Source organism: Thioalkalivibrio sp. ALgr3, from assembly GCF_000377325.1.
Taxonomy (GTDB): Bacteria; Pseudomonadota; Gammaproteobacteria; order Ectothiorhodospirales; family Ectothiorhodospiraceae; genus Thioalkalivibrio.
The window spans coordinates 170420-186993 of sequence record NZ_KB897976.1; the positions used below are offsets into that span (position 1 = coordinate 170420).

Below are 16574 nucleotides of genomic sequence, written 5' to 3' on the forward strand. Positions count from 1 at the left end.
GTTCCGGCCCCTTAGGGGGTCAGGCGCTCCAGCCGAATTCGCGGGCCTTCTGTGCCGCCAGCGCGGGGATGTCGGTGGCCACGAACTGCTCGTGCAGTACCTGCACGCCGATCATGTGGTTGATCACCGCATCCAGCTGCACCTGGGTCGCCGCCGGGGTTTCCTCCGACTCGTGGATCTCGAACACCTGGCGCACGCCTTCGGGGTCCAGCAGCCCGGCCTCGGCGACCTTGTCCTCCGACAGGTAGCGATCCGCCAGCGCCTTCATCGCCGCCCATTTGGTCGGGTCGGTGTGGGCCGGCGGTGCCATGAACGGGAATTTCTCGCGCTCGTACAGCACCTTGGGCAGCAGGCCCTTCATCGATTCGCGCAGCACGTATTTTTCGTTGCGGCCCTTGATGCGCATGTTCGGCGGCAGCTGCGCGGCGAACTCGGCCAGGTGGTGGTCGAGGAACGGCGGGCGCGCCTCCATGGAGTTGGCCATGTCCATGCGGTCGCCGCCCCAGGTGAGGATCTGGCCCTCCAGCATGGTCTTGATCCACACGTACTGGGCCTTGTCCAGCGGATGGCGGCCTTCCAGCATGTCGTCGTCCAGGGCGTCGGCGATGGCCTTGCCCGGCTTGTAGTCCTTCATGCGCTTGCGCCGCTTCGGATGCAGCAGGCCGGGCACGTGCTCGGCCGCCGCCAGCCAGGGCTGCAGGCAGGACGGGGTAAAGCCCATCATGCGGTTGAAGTCGGGGTCGGAGACCTCGTCCTCGGCCAGCATCGCCCCGGAGACCAGCTCGTTGGATTCGTTGAGCATCTGCTGCCAGGCGGCACGGTCGGCCTCCGGCAGGGTGTCCAGCCCGTGCATGAACATGTCGCGGCGAAACGCCGGGTAGCCGCCGAACAGCTCGTCCGAGCCCTCCCCGGTCACCACCACCTTGTAGCCGGCGTGGTTCACGTGCCGGCTCATCAGCAGCTTGGCCACCGCCAGGGTGTTGTAGATGGTGCGCTCGGCGTGCCAGAGCGCCTCCTCGAAGTTGTCATACAGGTGGTCGGCGTCCAGCGACATGATGTCCTGGTCGGCGCCCACGCTCTCGGCCATCTCGCGGGCGATGGCGGTCTCGTCGTAGTCGTCGTTGTCGAAGCCGATGGTGAAGGCCTTGACCGGCGCCTGCTGGCTGGCCGAGGCCAGGCCCAGGGTGATGCAGGAGTCGATCCCCCCGGAGAGGTAGCAGGCGACCGGCACGTCGGCCTCCAGGCGCAGCTGGGTGGCCTCCATCAGCTTGTCGCGCACCCCCTCGATCCAGTACTCCTCGTCGGTCTCGCTCTCCGGCGGGCGCTCGGAGGCCAGCGGGAAGTCCATGTCCCAGTACTTCTCCTGACGGATCTTCAGCTTGCCGTGGGCGCGCTCGACGATGACCACGTGGCCGGGCTTGACCTGGTGGATGCCCTCGAAGGCGGTGGTGCCCGGCACCATGGTCTGCATCAGCTGGTGGTACAGGCCGTCGTCGGAGAAGCGGCGCTGCACGTCGGGGTTGGCGAACAGCACCTTCAGCTCGGAGCCGAACACGAAGCTGCCGCTGGCGGTCTCGGTGAAGTACAGCGGCTTGATGCCGAAGCGGTCGCGTGCCAGCACCAGGCGGTCGTGCTTGCGGTCATACAGCGAGATCGCGAACTCGCCGCGGAAGTATTTCAGCGCATCCTCCAGCCCCTCGCGCTGGTACAGGTGCATCACCATCTCGGAGTCGCTCTTGGTGCGGAACTTCACCCCGCGCGAGGTCAGATCGGTACGGATGCGCTTGTAGTCGTACAGCTCGCCGTTGACCGCGGTCATGATCTCGCCGTTGCTCATGGTGAACGGCTGGCGCCCGCGGTTCTCGTCGAGGTCGATGATCGACAGCCGCGCGTGGCTGAAGCCCACGCCGCGATCATCCTGCGTCTTGTAGCCGAAGCCGTCGGGGCCGCGGTGGTACTGGATCGCGGCCATGTTGACCAGGGTTTGCGGGTCGACCCTACGGTTCGGGTCGGCGTGGAAGATTCCGGCAATGCCACACATGGCATGTCTCCTTGGTTATCCGTTCGGGGCGAGCGGGGCGCGGCCCGGGACACTCCGGCGCGCCACGCCGCTCGCGGTTCCAGTGAAAAGGTGGTGTGTCAGCCTTCCGGGGTGTCCATCACCGCGCTGATCCGGCGCACCACCGTGGTCAGCAGGGCCATGCGCACGAACACCGCCCCGCGCGCCTGGGCGAAGTACCAGTTGTGCGGGGTGTCGTCGAGATCGGTCGACAGTTCCGCGCCGCGCGCCAGCGGATGCATGATGATGGCGCCCTCCTTCAGCGGCGACTGGCGGTTCAGGTTCAGGCCTTCGCCCATGGACTCGAAGGTGTCGCCGACCCAGGCGATGGCGTTGATGTAGACGACGTCCAGTTCCGGGAGCACCGGGTCCAGGTCGTTCACCACGCGCAGCTTCAGGCCCGCGCCCTCGAGCAGCTCGCGCTGCTCGGGGTCGAAGTTCTCCTCCTCGCGCGAAATCACCACGATCTCGTCGATCGCCTCGGGGAACAGGCTCAGCATGCTCAGCAGGCTGCGCACCGTGCGCATGCGCGAGGGCACGCCCACGATCCCCACCTTGATGTGCTTTTCCGGCGGGCAGTCGGGCAGGAACACTTCCGGGCGCCACTTGGCCAGGGTGTACACGTCCGCCAGCGCCTGGGTCGGGTGCTCGTCGATCCCGTTGCCGGCGTTGACCAGCGGGATGCGCAGGTTCTCGAGCATGTTGTGCACGGCCTCGCCGTCCGAGGAGCGCAGCACCAGCACGTCGCCGTAGTTGTTGAACATCTCGGCGATGTCGGCCAGCGATTCGCCCTTGGCGATGCCGGTGCTCTTCGGGTCGGTGATCGACATCACCGATCCCCCGAGCCGGTGCCAGGCGCTCTCGAACGACAGCCGCGTGCGGGTGGACGGCTCGTAGAACGCGCTGATCAGGATCTTGCCGGCCAGCGGCAGATGGACCAGTGCCGGCGTGGTCTCGTACTGCGCGGCCAGACGGAACAGCTGCAGCAGCTCCTCGCGCGTGAACTGCCGGCTGGAGACCACGTGGGAGGCGGCCAGCTTGAGCAGCGGGTCGGGGTTTTCCTCCACCGCCTCCAGCAGGGCGCGCGGGCGATCGGTGCCGGCGGCACCGTCCCGTGGCTTGAGGGTATTCAGCGGGTCATCGGGATTCACCAGAGGCATCCTCTCTTCCAGTCACGGATGAACAGGGCGATCAGCAGGATCGGGGTCAGGGTCGCGACCGTGGTCGCGATGATCACGATGGTCGCCAGTGCGGTTACCGGGATCGTCATGTCGCCACCTCCGGGGTGTCGCGGCCGGCGGGCGCGTCGTGGTCATCCTGCGCCAGCCGGTCCCAGTCGAAAGGCCGCGGGAACAGCCAGGTGCCGGCGACCATCACCACCAGCGAGACCGCCGCGCCCACCAGTGCGGCCACGTACCAGCCGATCATGAAGTAGCTGGCCAGGCCCAGCCCGGAGCCCAGCAGCATCGCCCAGGCGGCCGCCTGCGGGTTGGCGCGGCGCCAGTACAGCCCGGCCACGATGGGCCAGATCGCGCTGGCCACGAAGGCCCCGGTGAAATACAGCAGGGCCGCGAGCGAGCCGACCACCGGAACCTCGCCGCGGTAGCTGGCGGCCAGCCAGGTCAGCAGCCCCAGCAGCACCACGATCACCTTCGTCGCCCGCAGCTGAGTCTGTTGCGAGGCGCGCGGATGGATGTGCCCGCGGTAGATGTCACGGGTGACCAGGTCGGAGGTGGCCGCCAGCAGCGAGTCGAGGCTGGAGGCCAGCGCAGCGAACACCACGATGAACACCACGATCGCCCCGGTCAGGCCGAGCACCTCGGCGGCCACCAGCGGGCCGACCATGTCCGCCGCCGGCACGTTGATGCCCAGCGCCGGGGTGGCCAGCGCCACGAAGCCGGCCACAATCGGGATCGGCAGCCACAGCAGCCCGCCCAGCAGGTAGGCACGGAAGCCCACGTTGCGGCCGAAGGCGAAGGCGCGCGACCACCACACGTTGGAATGGAAGATCTCGCCCACGCCGAACAGCAGGTTGTTGAACAGGAACATGATCGCCGCCGGGAACAGCAGGCTCAGCAGTTCCGGGCGTTCTTCCATCAGGTCGAAATGGATCGCCTCGAAACCCACCCGGTCGATGGTCATCCAGGCGAGGAACGCAGCGCCGCCGATGATGATCACGGTCTGGATGAAGTCGGTGCCGATCACCGCGCGCAGTCCGCCCAGCAGGGTGTAGATCACGCACACCGTCAGGATCACGGTCATGCCCACGCGGTAGTCGATCCCGGCCAGGGCGTTGATCAGCACGCCGCCGGCCATCGCCATGGAGATCAGCCAGCCGAAGGCGTAGATCAGGGAGACCCCGAGGAACACCCGCCAGGTGAAGGTCCCGTAGCGCAGCCGGATGAAGTCCCCGGAGGTAAAGCCGTGCGGCATCAGTTCGCGGATGCGCCGGGCCAGCGGGGCGAACAGGATCAGACCCAGCGCCCCCAGCGAGTAGCCCAGCATGCCCCACACGCCCAGCTCCAGCGCCAGCTGCGGGGCGGTCATGGTGGTGTTGGCGGTGACCCAGGTGGCCATCGCGGTGGCGCTGGCCAGGGCCAGCCCCACGTTGCGCCCGGCCAGCATGTGGTCGGCGGCGGTGTAGTTGCGGCGTCCCAGCCAGGCGCCCAGCGCGACCCACAGGACGCTGAAGGCCGCCAGCAGCCCCCAGGCGACGGAAGTCGGGAGGATGGGCTCCTCGAGGGCGGTCACGACGCCTCCTGCACCCTCGTGATCTCGCGGATCGCCTCGTCCGTGGTCATCACGCGGGCGTAGCGGTCCTTGATGGTGGTGATGGTGGCGCGTTGCATTTCGGGGGTCACCGTCGCACAGCAGTCCTCGATGAGCGTCACGTAGAAGCCCAGGTCACAGGCGTCGCGCACCGCGGTGGAGACGCATTCGTTGCTGTACACGCCAACGATGAACAGGGAGGAGATCTCCAGGTTCCGCAGGATGTAGTGCAGATTGGTCGAGTTGAACACGCCGCTCGCGGTCTTGTCGAGGACGATCTCGTCGCCCTGCGGCGCGACCTCGTGGACGAATTCGGCATCCTTGCTGTCGGGGGCCGCATGCAGTCCGAGACGCTTGTGGCCCGGGCTGCGGTCGCGCCCGTCGCGGGTCAGCGAACGGATGCGGGTGTGGATGACCTCCATCTCCTCGGCGCGAAAGGCGTCCTGCAGCCGGCGCACGTTCGGCAGGACGGTCTCCTCCAGGCGATGGAAATAGTACTCCTGGGCCTCCAGCGGGATGCCGGATTCGGCCGAATCCGCGAACACCCCGTGACCGCGCGCGGCGTCCAGGTACTGCAGGTCGATGCACAGCAGGGCGACGTGGTGCTCGCGCAGTTCGCGGCGCAGCACCGGCTTGCTGATCAGGCTCTCCTGGTACTGCTCGCGCAGCGGGTCCAGGGAGTCGTAGTCGGTCAGGCGGGAAACGTTGTCGTCGGCCATGCCGCGGGCTCCTTGGTCGGTTGGGGCGGCGCTACTGCGGGGCCGCCAGTGCCAGCGCACTGTGCAGGGCCAGGTTGGCGCCGGTCTCGATGTCCTCCCAGTTTGTCCATTCCGCGGCCGAATGGGAACGCCCCTGCAGGCTGGGCACGAAGATCATCCCGGTGCGGGTGATCGCACTCATGCTCTGGGTGTCGTGCGCCGCGCCGCTGGGCATGGTGATGTATTCCAGCCCCATGCGTTCGGCCTGGCCCTCGATGGTCTGCACGATCCCGGTGTCGCAGCGCACCGGGTCGATCTCCGAGAGCACGTCGAACTCGAACATCAGGTCGCGCCGCCGGGCCAGGCTGGAGAGCGTGCGCCGCGCCGCATGCGCCAGGGCGGTCAGCACCTTCTCGTCGGTGTCGCGCACCTCGAACGAAAAGGTCGCCGTTCCGGGCACGGTGTTCGGCGCCCCCGGCGACAGCTCCACGCGGCCGATGGTCGCGCGCGAGTTCGGGCTGCCGTGTTCCTCCAGCAGGCGATCGATCTCGCCGCCGAACTCGGCCAGTCCCTGGAAGGCATCCGCGCGCATGTCCATGGGCGTGGTGCCCGCGTGGTTGGGCTGGCCCTTCAGGCGTACCTCCCACTTGAACAGCCCGGTGATGGCCTCCACCACCCCCACGCTCAGGCCGCGCCGGTCCAGCACCGGCCCCTGTTCGATGTGGGTCTCGATAAAGGCGTGCAGGGTGTTCGGGTCGCGCCGCGCGGCCAGCGCGTCGTCGGCGTTCAGGCCCCAGGCCGCCATCGCGTCCACCAGCGTCACGCCCTCCAGGTCGCGCGCATGGCTGATGCTCTCCGGGGTCAGTTTGCCGGCCATCGCCTGGGAGCCGAACATCCCGCCGAAGCGGCCCTCCTCGTCGGTGAAGTCGATCACCTCCAGCGGGTACTGCAGCTCGATCCCCTGCTCCTGCGTGGTGCGCAGCACCTCGAGCCCGATCAGCACGCCCAGCGCGCCGTCCAGCGGACCGCCGCCGGGCACCGTGTCGAGATGCGAGCCCATCGCCACCACCGGCCGCCGGCCGTCGTACTGCAGGCGACCGTGCAGATTGGCGGCCCCGTCCTGCCAGACATCCAGACCGGCCGCCTCCAGGCGGTGGCGGAACCACTCGCGCCCGGCGCGGTCGCCGTCGGAGAATGCGCGGCGGTGCAGGCCGCGGTCGGCATCGCGACCGATCTGCGCGAGGTCGTTGATGTCCTGCTGCAGGCGCGGCATGTTGATGGTGAAATCGGGCATGAAGGTCTCCGGTTGGCCGGGCCAATGGCCCGGGGCATGAGGGGGTCAGCCGCGCGGGCGGCCCCGCAGCAGCACGACGATCAGCACCAGGAACACCGCTCCGCCGACGGCGAAGAAACCAAACGCGCGGGCGAGACTGTGATGCTCGACCTCGACCGTGATGCGGTCGCTCCAGTCGTCCTGGTCGGCGTCGGCCGCGCGCAGCCGGAAACGATATTCGCCGTCCGGCAGGCCGCTGATCACACTGCTGGTGTCGCCGCCTTCGTAGATCACGCGGGCATCGTCGAAATCCGGGCCGCTGGCGCGTTCCAGCACCACCGCCCCGGGGGCCTCCCAGTGCAGGGTGAACCCGCCGTCGGCGGAGTGCTCGGGGGGATCGTCGAAGCGGGGTTCGGCCAGGACCGGGCCGGCCAGCAGGACGAGCGTCAGCGCCAGCACCGCGAGGCGGCCGAAGCTGGCGGCGAGGCGGAGCATCCCGTTCAGGCCCCGCCCTCGAACGGCTTGAGCCCGGCGCGCTGCTCGGTGGACTGCATGGTTTCCACCAGTATCGCCAGGTTCTGGTCCAGATCGGCCAGTTCCTCGGGGGGCATCGCCTCCAGCGCCCGGTTGAGCTCGCCCTGGGGGGCCGCCGGGGCGCGGTCCAGCAGTTCCTGCCCGGTCTCGGTGACGTACAGGCGAACGATGCGCTGGTCGCGCTCCGGGCGGCGACGTTCGACCAGGCCCTGCTGCTCCAGCTTGTCCAGCAGGTTGGACGTGGTGGAGGCATGCACCGACAGCCGCCGCGACAGGTCGCTCACGTTCAGGCCCGGCGTGCGCTGGAGTTCCCACAGCGCCCACAGCTGCGAGGCACTGATCCCGCAGGCCCGCTCCACCGCGCGCGAATGCCCCTGCAGCGCCCGGATGATCACCCGCAGCTGGCGGATGACCGAGCGTGCGGGGTCCTCGCCCCCGGACGGGGCTGCGGACGTTTGCGTGGCGGCGCTGGCGGATGACATGCGGTTCTCGGCAGTGATGGTCAACAAACATTATTTTTGCGCAAAAATACCTCCGGCGCAAACCGTGTCACGAAAACACGGCCCGGTGGCCTTCACCCCGTGCGACCGCGCCATGCCGCCGTGCGTTCGGCGGAACTTCGGGACCCGCAGGCGGTCTTTCCGCTTGTGGCGCACAACAGACACACCGGATACATGCGTGTGGGCCCTTTACAACGAATTAGACTTCGTTTATATACCCGTACTGGTGTGCAGTGGAATGGATCGTCCGCGATGTTCCGCGCGCAGCTGTTGCAAAAGCCGCACACTGACCGGACGGCGGAGCCGGTTCCGGACATCCCGAAAAAATTCAATTGAGCGCGAGGACAGGAAGATGATGAACAGGAAGATGCTTGCCGCGGCCGTGGCCGCGACCCTGGCCGCCCCCGGCATGGCCATGGCTCAGGAAGAAGGCGCCGGTCCGATCGACTGGGATTTCTACGGCTCCCTGCGGCTCCAGTACGAAGCCGCCGATCCGGACAACAACAGCAGCTATGATGGCTTCCGCGATGCCTATACGCGGGTGGGTTTCATGGGCTCCATGGAATTCAACGAAGGACTGAGCGCCTTTGCCCAGCTGGAGCTGCCGCTGGATCTGGCGAACGGGCGGGTCCAGGATCCGTTCAATGGTCAGGACGAGGATGTCCGCATCGGCAAGATCGGTATTGAATCCGACGTGGCGGGCACCTTCGCCTATGGGCGCGACTGGCTGCCATACTACAACGCCATTGCGTTCCCGGTGGACATGTTCAACTCGTTCCAGTCGGGCTTCATCACCTACGCGGCGTTCCGTGAGAGCGATACTCTTTTCTACTACTCGCCCGATTTCAACGGATTCTCGTTTGGTGGTGCGTACGTGACCGACGGAGCCAATGACGACAATCCCTATCAGTTGACCGGTAGCTACTCTCTGGGAGATACCACCTTCTCCGTGGGTGTGCAGGATGCGAATGCGGATGAACGCCGCCGCGACTGGGGCTTCTCCGTGATGCACACCATGGGAGATCTGTATATCGGTGCCAAGGCCGAAACCGTGGACAGCGCAGACGATGACGTGGACGGTGACAATTCCTTCAACGTCTTTGCGTCCTACGACTGGGGTCAGCACACCTTCAAGGGCATGCTGGCGACCATGGATACTTGGGGTGGCGACGTCGCGCACCTGGGGTATGACTACCACGTCAACGATGCCCTGACCTTCTTCGCCGAGTACTATCGCGAGAGCGAAAGCGACGACATTGGTTCCGGAGCGATCGGCCAGGTGCGTGCGCGGGACATGGATGAAGACGAGGGAGTCATCGGCGATACTGGTGATGTGTTTATGGCCGGCATGCACTACAGCTTCTGATCGCGCACCGCGCGAGTTTCAGCGAGCGGCTGTAACGGGAAGGCCCGCATCGCGAGATGCGGGCCTTCTTTCGTTGGGGGGGATGCCCGGCGGAGCGGCGGGGCCCGAAATCCTTCAATGGCCGGCGTCGAACAGTTCGCCGGCATCCGGCAGCGGCACGTTCAGGTGCAGCGAGGCGGCCATCATGCGTACCAGCTCGCGCTGTTCCGCAGTGGGGTCGCCGCGCTGCTGAACGGTCTGGTCCATGGCCTGCAGCAGTCGCTCGCGGTCGTTGCGCGGCAGGCGGGCGAGGCGCTCCAGCGCGCGGTCGAGGATGCGCGCCCAGGCCGCGGACTGGCTGGCCTGACGCAGTTCCTCGGGGATAGGGGCGCTGAACGGCAGGCTGCCGGTGAAGCGGCCCAGGCCGGCGATCAGTGCGGCCTCCGCCGCCTCGGGGTCATCCGGGTGGCCATGCAGCGCGAGGGTCGCCAGCAGGTAGCGTGCGGCGTTGTCGCGGTGGCGCGCGTCCTTCTCCGCGGGGGCATCCTTGCGCCCGCGGGCCCTGTCGTTCCGGCGGGCATGGGGCCCGTCGAGGTGTTCGACCAGCATGCGTCCCAGGGCGTATTCCGTCGGTGACAGCCGCCCGTCGGCATGGATCAGGCGGTCGACCAGAGCGGCCAGTGCCCTCTGTTCGTCATACTCCAGCCGGGCAAGGGCGGGGAAGGCCATCTCGATCAGCGGCAGGCGGTGCTCGGGTGCGGGCTCCGGGATCATCGCGCGCAGCTGGCGTACCCGCTGTTCGCTGTTGGCACCGCGGGTCTCCAGGATCATCAGCAGCTGATCCTCGCGCACCTCGGGGTCGGGGTGCAGGATCAGGTAGAGCGCCAGTTCGGCGACCCAGTGGAGATTGCGGGCGGACCTCGCCAGCTCGCCCGGCAGTGCGGCCAGCAGGGCGGCGGCCATGCCACCGGGGAGGGCGGCGAAGGCGTTGCCGAGGGGGCCGTTGCGTTCCTCCTCCTCCCGTTTCTGTTCGGCGGCTTCCTCCTCGCGGCGTCGGCGTTCGCGCTCGGTCACCGCACGTCGCACCCGATCGGTGGTCTCGCGGCCCAGGCGTTCCAGGGCCTCCTCGTCGAGCGGCTGCCCCAGTCGCTCCAGACGTTGCTCCAGCGGTGGATGGGTGGCCAGCAGCTGATCGATGGCGCCGTTGGCGAACAGCATGTGTCCGACCATCGCCGGGCTGCCGTTGAGCCCGGCGTAACGCGCGGCCACCTTGCGCAGGGCCCCGGCCATGCCATCCGCGTTGCGGGTGAACTGTACCGCGTGGGCGTCCGCCCGGTGCTCCTGTTCGCGCGCAATGGCCGCGCGGATCAGGCGCCCGCCGAGCAGGCCGACCGCACCGGCGGCCACCAGCGCGAAGTTGAACCAGATCGGACCACGTTTGTGGTCCTCGGTGTTGCGTGCGCGGCGCCCGGGCAGCATGCCCAGGCCCAGCAGCGCGATCATCTCGATGCCAAAGAGGATGCCGACCAGCTGGGTATTCAGGCGCATGTCGCCGGCCCGGATGTGGCCGAACTCGTGCGCCACCACCGCCTTCAGTTCCTGCCGGTTGAGGCTCTCGATCGCCCCGCGTGTCACCGCGATGGCCGCGTCATGCGGGGTGAAGCCGGCGGCGAAGGCGTTGATGCCCAGCTCGCGTTCCAGCACGAAGATCGCCGGCACCGGCAGTCCGGAGGCGATCGCCATCTCCTCGACGATGTTGCGCAGCCGCCGGTTCATCGGGTCCTCGGGCTCGGCGTCCACCGGCTCGCCGCCCATCTCGTGCGCGATGCCCCGCCCGCCACCGGCACGGCGCAGCTGATACAGGCGCCACAGGCTGGCCCCGGCGATGACCAGCACCGCCAGCCCGGTGGTCCAGAACAGGAAAACACGGTGCTCTGCGAGCATCGCGGCCGTGGGCATGAGCTGTTGCCGCTCGTGCCACGGTTCGACCAGGGTGTAGAGCAGCAGGAGGTTGAGCAGCGCCACCATCAGCACCACCACCAGCACGAACAGCCCCAGCAGCAGCGTCAGCCGCCGGCGTGCCCGATCCTGGTATTCAAAGAAGCGCATTCCGTCGCCGCCCCCGTTGCTCTCCCCGTTACCTCGTATACAACCGGGTTTCGGGTGCGGGGGCAAGGCCGCCGCCGCTTTTCTGCGCCGGGTGCCCGGTGCGGGTCGGCTATTCGGTCCGCTCGGCGGCCTCTTCCCGCCCGGGTTGGGGTAAGCGGTCGGGGTTGGCGACGCGCGCGATCCACAGTGCCAGCAGGACCGCGGGGATGCCGATCGCGGCCGAGCTGACAAAGAACCAGAACCAGCCCATGAACTCCGCCATCACTCCGGTGAAGCCGGCGAGGAACTGCCCGGGCAGGGTCATCAGCGAACTGAACAGCGCGTACTGGGTGGCGGTGTAGGCGCTGTTGGTGAGGCTGGAGAGGTAGGCGATGAACACCGAGATCGCCATGCCCCCGGTAATGTTGTCGGCCATGATGGCGAATACCAGCCCGTAGAGCTCCGGACCCAGCAGGGCCAGCCAGGAGAAGGTCAGGTTGGTGATCGGCGCCAGCAGCGCGGTGGCGATCAGCATGCGCATGATGCCGAAGCGCGCGACCAGCAGTCCGCCCACGGCGGCCCCGCCCAGGGTCATCGCCAGGCCGAAGGCCGCGGCGATATTGGCGATCTGATCCTTGGTGAAGCCGATGTCCAGGTAGAACGGGTTGGCCATCACGCCCATGAAGATGTCGCTGATGCGGAAGATCGCGATGAACGCGATGAGCAGCAGGGCGATCTTGCCGAAGCGCTTCCAGAACTCCACGAACGGGCAGACGAAGGCGCCGATGAACCAGGCCTTGAAGGCGCGCCAGTAGCCGGTGTCCGAGGTGTTGTTGATGTAGTCGAGCACGCGCTGCTCGATCTGCGCGGTCCTGCGGTCGCGCTCGGCCACCTCGGGCTCGCGCACGATCAGGGTGCAGATCACGCCCACCAGCATGAGCGCGGCCATGGTGCCGTAGGCCAGGCCCCAGGTCCCCACCGCGGCGATGTGCAGTGCCCCGGCCCCGGCGGTCAGCAGGGCCACGCGGTAGCCGGTCACGTAGGCCGCGGCCATCGCCCCCTGGCGTTCCTTGCTCACCGCCTCGATGCGGTAGGCATCGATGGCGATGTCCTGGGTTGCCGCCGCGAACGCCGTGATCACCGCCCACACCGCGACCAGCCACAGCTGCTCGGTGGGGTCGGTGAGCGCGATGCCCGTGAGCGAGATGATGATCAGGGCCTGCGCCAGCAGCATCCACGCCCGGCGCCGGCCGAACAGCCGCGTCAGCACCGGCAGCGCCAGGCGGTCCACGATCGGCGCCCACAGCACCTTGATGCTGTAGGCCATGCCCACCCAGCTGAGAAAGCCGATGGACGACAGCTCCACCCCGAGGTCGCGCAGCCAGGCGGTGAACGTGCCGCCGGTCAGCAGCAGCGGCAGCCCGGCGGCAAAGCCGAGGAACAGCATGCCGATGACACGCGGATGGCGGTACACCGCCAGTGCCGCGCGCCAGTCACGGCGCGGTGCGGCCTGCGCGTCGTCGGCGGCGCTCATCGACGGGGCATGTGCCGGACCGGGAGCCCGGTGCGGCTGTCAGGGCGCGTAGTCATAATCGATCCAGAACGGCGCGTGATCGGAGAAGCGCTGCTCGGTATAGATGAACGGGTCGCGCGCGGTGGCGGCGATGCCCGGCGTGGCGATCTGGTAGTCGATGCGCCAGCCCACGTTCTTCGCCCAGGCCTGACCGCGGTTGGACCACCAGGTGTACTGCCCGGGGCGGTCGTCCAGCCGGCGGAACACATCCACCATGCCGATCTCGTCGAACAGGTGGTCCAGCCACGCCCGTTCCTCGGGCAGAAAGCCCGAGTTCTTGCGGTTGGAACGGTAGTTGGTCAGGTCGATTTCCTTGTGCGCGATGTTCCAGTCGCCGCAGATCACCCATTCGCGTCCGTCCTGCATGCGCTCCGCCAGCCACGGGCGGAAGAAATCGAGGAAGCGCCATTTCGAATCCTGACGGTGGTCGCCCGATGAGCCCGACGGCAGGTACAGCGACACCACCGACAGGTTGCCGAAGCGCATCTCCACGTAGCGCCCCTCGTTGTCCGCCTCCTCGAAGCCCAGCCGGGTGATGACCTCGTCCGGCTGCATCCGGCTGTACATGGCCACACCGCTGTAGCCGGGTTTCACCGCGTCCACGTAGGCGCTGTGATAACCGGGCGGATGGAAGGGCTCGCCCTGGATCTGGTGGATCTGGGCCTTGGTCTCCTGGATGCAGACCACGTCGGCTGCCGTGGCGGGCAGCCAGTCGAAGAAGCCCTTGCGGGCGGCGGCACGGATGCCGTTGGCGTTCATGGACATTATGCGCATGGCGCGCAACGATACCCGCGCGCGCGGCCGGCGAAAAGACCCGCCCGGACGCTGTGTCAGAATAGGGGCCGTTTCCCCTCGCAATCGACCACGGAGCCGTCATGACCGCCCACGCCTTCCTCGAATACGCCCTGCAGCGCGACGTCCTGCGGTTCGGCGAGTTCACGCTGAAATCGGGCCGCACCAGCCCCTATTTCTTCAACGCCGGGCTGTTCAACCGCGGTTCCGACCTGGCCCGCCTGGGCGAGTTCTATGCGCAGGCGATTGTCGATTCCGGGATCGACTTCGATCTGATCTTCGGCCCGGCCTACAAGGGCATCCCGCTGGCGGCGGCCGTGGCCGAAGCGCTTTACCGCGACCACGACATGGACCGCCCCTGGGCCTTCAACCGCAAGGAGGCCAAGGACCACGGCGAGGGCGGCAACATCGTGGGCGCCCCGCTGGAGGGCCGCGTGCTGATCGTGGACGACGTGATCACCGCCGGCACCGCCATCCGCGAATCGGTGGACATCATCCGCGCCGCCGGCGCCTCGCCGGTGGGGGTGGCCATCGCCCTGGACCGCGAGGAGCGCGGCGCGGGCGAGCGCTCGGCCATCCAGGAAGTGGAGAGTGACCTGGGCATGCAGGTGGTGCGCGTGGCGCGGCTGACCGACCTGGTCACCCTGCTGGAGCAGACCGGCCGCGCGCCGGAGCACCTGGATGCCCTGCGCGCCTACCGCGCCGAATACGGCGTCTGAACCGGGTCAGGCCAGCACGTCCAGCTTGGCGAAGCCGACCACCAGCCACTTGGCGCCGGCGTCGGCGAAGTTGACCTGTACCCGGGCCGAGGATCCCGAGCCCTCGAAGGCCGTGACCAGCCCCTCGCCGAAGCGCGCGTGGTGCACCCGGGTGCCGATCGCCAGGCCCTCCTCGCGGGCCGATTCCGCCTGCGCGTCCATACCAGCCGTGCGCCGGCGCGCGGCGGCGAAGCGCCCGGCGGCGTAGGGCGAGGACTGCGGGCGCAGAACCTCGAGCATGTCTTCCGGGATCTCGTTGAGGAAGCGCGAGGCCGGGTTGGAGGCCTCGCGACCGTACAGCCGGCGGGTCTCGGCGTGGGTCAGGTACAGCTGGCGTTCCGCGCGGGTCATGCCCACGTAGGCCAGGCGGCGCTCTTCCTCCAGGCGGCCGGGCTCGTCCACCGAGCGGGCATTGGGAAACAGTCCGTCCTCCAGCCCGGTCAGGAACACCAGCGGGAACTCCAGGCCCTTGGCCGAGTGCAGGGTCATCATCTGGATCGCGTCCTCGTCGGGGTCCGCCGACCCCTCGCCCGACTCCAGCGCGGCGTGTGACAGGAAGTCGGTCAGGCGGTCACCGGTGGTTTCCTCCTCGCGGATCTCCTCCATGTCGAAGGCCCGCGCCGCACCCACCAGCTCGTCGAGGTTCTCCAGGCGTGCCTCGCCGCGTTCGCCCTTCTCCTTCGCGTAGTGCTCGCGCAGCCCGGACAGGGCGATGGCCTGTTCCACCTGTTCCCCCAGCGGGCGCCCGGACAGGGCGTCGCGGATCTGTTCGATCAGCTGCAGGAATCCCGCCACCGCGTTGCGCGCGCGTCCGGACAGCGCGTTCGCCTGCACCGCCCGCTGCGCCGCGCGCAGCAACGAGATGTCCTGTTCCGCGGCCACCGCGCGCAGGTCGTCGAGGGTCTTTTCGCCGATCCCGCGCGGCGGCTGGTTGACCGCGCGCAGGAAGGCCGGGTCATCGTCGCTGTTGCCGGCCAGGCGCAGGTAGGCCAGCGCGTCGCGGATCTCCTGGCGCTCGAAGAAGCGCAGCCCGCCGTACACCCGGTACGGCAGGCGCCGTGCGATGAAGGTCTCTTCCAGCACGCGCGACTGCGCGTTGGAGCGGTACAGGACCGCACATTCGCGGTGCTGGCCGCCGTCCTCGATGTGCCGGGCGATGGTCTCGGCGATGAAGCGCGCCTCCTCCTGCTCGTTCAGCGCGGTGTACAGCCGCACCGGCGCGCCCTCGAGGTCCTCGGTCCACAGCTCCTTGCCCAGACGGCCGCTGTTGTGGCGGATCAGCGCGTTGGCGGCGTTGAGGATGCTGGCGGTGGAGCGGTAGTTCTGTTCCAGCCGCACGACCCGTGTGCCGGGGTAGTCCTTCTGGAAGTGCTGGATGTTCTCGATCTTCGCCCCGCGCCAGCCGTAGATCGACTGGTCGTCGTCGCCCACCGCGAACACCGGGCTGCCGCCGGCGATCAGCCGCAGCCAGGCGTACTGGATGTCGTTGGTGTCCTGGAACTCGTCCACCAGCACGTGGCGAAAGCGCGTGCGGTAGTGTTCCAGCAGCACCGGATTGTCGCGCAGCAGTTCCAGCGAGCGCAGCAGCAGCTCGGCGAAGTCCACCACCCCGGCGCGCTCGCAGGCCTGCTGATACGCGGTGTAGATGCGCACCCACTGCCGCGCGATCGGGTCGCCGGTGTCCGGAAGGTGTTCCGGGCGCGAGCCCTCGTCCTTGCGCGCGTTGATGTAGCCCTGCGCCTGCTTCGGCGGCCAGTGGGACTCCTCCAGCTCCAGCCCGCGCAGCACGCGCTTGACCATGCGCAGCTGGTCGTCGGAATCCAGGATCTGGAAGCTCTGCGGCAGTCCGGCCTCCTGCCAGTGCTGACGCAGCAGGCGGTGGGCCAGACCGTGGAAGGTCCCCACCCACAGCCCGCTGGCCGGATAGTCCAGCAGTTCCTCGATGCGCCCGCGCATCTCGCTGGCGGCCTTGTTGGTGAAGGTCACCGCCAGCAGTCCGTGCGGGGCGATGTTCTCCACGCCGATCAGCCACGCGATGCGGTGGACCAGCACGCGGGTCTTGCCGGAGCCGGCACCGGCCAGCACCAGAACGGGTTGCGACGGCGCGGCCACGGCCTCGCGCTGCGCCGGATTGAGGCCTTCAAGAAGGGGAGAAACGTCCATGCGCGCATGGTAGCAAACGCGG

The 16574-nt window shown here is 68.2% G+C and carries 14 protein-coding genes; 2 read left to right on the top strand and 12 right to left on the bottom strand.

Annotation, left to right across the window (positions count from 1 at the left end; translation table 11 throughout):
* Positions 1–19: 19 nt before the first annotated feature.
* The 8 genes from asnB to C998_RS0100875 all read right to left on the bottom strand — a co-directional run bounded on the left by asnB (position 20) and on the right by C998_RS0100875 (position 7815).
* Complete coding sequence (asnB, locus tag C998_RS0100840) at positions 20–2041, bottom strand: asparagine synthase (glutamine-hydrolyzing) (protein WP_018868946.1); 2022 nt, start codon at positions 2039–2041, stop codon at positions 20–22.
* A gap of 98 nt (positions 2042–2139) precedes the next feature.
* Entirely contained in the window at positions 2140–3219 is a 1080-nt protein-coding gene (locus tag C998_RS0100845; RefSeq protein ID WP_018868947.1) for an aspartate carbamoyltransferase, read from the bottom strand.
* Positions 3207–3329, bottom strand: a complete 123-nt coding sequence (locus C998_RS15290) for a hypothetical protein (protein WP_018868948.1) — start codon at positions 3327–3329, stop codon at positions 3207–3209. Before C998_RS15290 ends, C998_RS0100845 begins: the two co-directional genes overlap by 13 nt.
* Complete coding sequence (locus tag C998_RS0100855) at positions 3326–4810, bottom strand: sodium:solute symporter family protein (RefSeq protein ID WP_018868949.1); 1485 nt, start codon at positions 4808–4810, stop codon at positions 3326–3328. The genes C998_RS15290 and C998_RS0100855 overlap by 4 nt, the downstream gene beginning before the upstream one ends.
* Entirely contained in the window at positions 4807–5547 is a 741-nt protein-coding gene (locus tag C998_RS0100860) for a cysteine hydrolase family protein (protein WP_018868950.1), read from the bottom strand. Before C998_RS0100860 ends, C998_RS0100855 begins: the two co-directional genes overlap by 4 nt.
* A 31-nt stretch (positions 5548–5578) precedes the next feature.
* A complete protein-coding gene (locus tag C998_RS0100865; RefSeq protein ID WP_018868951.1) occupies positions 5579–6820 on the bottom strand; it encodes a Zn-dependent hydrolase in 1242 nt (413 codons plus the stop codon).
* A gap of 45 nt (positions 6821–6865) precedes the next feature.
* Positions 6866–7294, bottom strand: coding sequence for a fibronectin type III domain-containing protein (locus C998_RS0100870; protein WP_018868952.1), 429 nt, complete (start codon positions 7292–7294; stop codon positions 6866–6868).
* Between the two features lie 5 nt (positions 7295–7299).
* A complete protein-coding gene (locus C998_RS0100875; protein WP_026279412.1) occupies positions 7300–7815 on the bottom strand; it encodes a MarR family winged helix-turn-helix transcriptional regulator in 516 nt (171 codons plus the stop codon).
* A gap of 370 nt (positions 7816–8185) precedes the next feature.
* Between C998_RS0100875 and C998_RS0100880 the strand changes: the two genes are divergently transcribed.
* The gene (locus tag C998_RS0100880; protein WP_026279413.1) at positions 8186–9199 is read left to right on the top strand and encodes a porin; all 1014 of its coding nucleotides are present in this window, start codon (positions 8186–8188) and stop codon (positions 9197–9199) included.
* A gap of 114 nt (positions 9200–9313) precedes the next feature.
* Here the strand turns inward: C998_RS0100880 and C998_RS0100885 are convergent, their stop codons facing one another.
* The 3 genes from C998_RS0100885 to C998_RS0100895 form a co-directional block, all read right to left on the bottom strand.
* On the bottom strand, positions 9314–11287 hold the full coding sequence (locus tag C998_RS0100885; RefSeq protein ID WP_018868956.1) for a M48 family metalloprotease: 1974 nt from the start codon (positions 11285–11287) through the stop codon (positions 9314–9316).
* Positions 11288–11396: 109 nt separating this feature from the next.
* On the bottom strand, positions 11397–12800 hold the full coding sequence (locus C998_RS0100890; protein WP_018868957.1) for an AmpG family muropeptide MFS transporter: 1404 nt from the start codon (positions 12798–12800) through the stop codon (positions 11397–11399).
* A gap of 39 nt (positions 12801–12839) precedes the next feature.
* Positions 12840–13613, bottom strand: a complete 774-nt coding sequence (locus C998_RS0100895; RefSeq protein ID WP_255325684.1) for an exodeoxyribonuclease III — start codon at positions 13611–13613, stop codon at positions 12840–12842.
* Between the two features lie 101 nt (positions 13614–13714).
* Here C998_RS0100895 and pyrE point away from each other — a divergent pair, with 101 nt between their 5' ends.
* Positions 13715–14350 carry an orotate phosphoribosyltransferase gene (pyrE, locus tag C998_RS0100900; RefSeq protein ID WP_018868959.1) on the top strand — a complete coding sequence of 212 codons (636 nt, stop codon included), beginning with the start codon at positions 13715–13717 and terminating at the stop codon, positions 14348–14350.
* Between the two features lie 6 nt (positions 14351–14356).
* Here pyrE and uvrD read toward each other — a convergent pair whose 3' ends face one another.
* On the bottom strand, positions 14357–16552 hold the full coding sequence (uvrD, locus tag C998_RS0100905) for a DNA helicase II (RefSeq protein WP_018868960.1): 2196 nt from the start codon (positions 16550–16552) through the stop codon (positions 14357–14359).
* Positions 16553–16574: the final 22 nt, after the last annotated feature.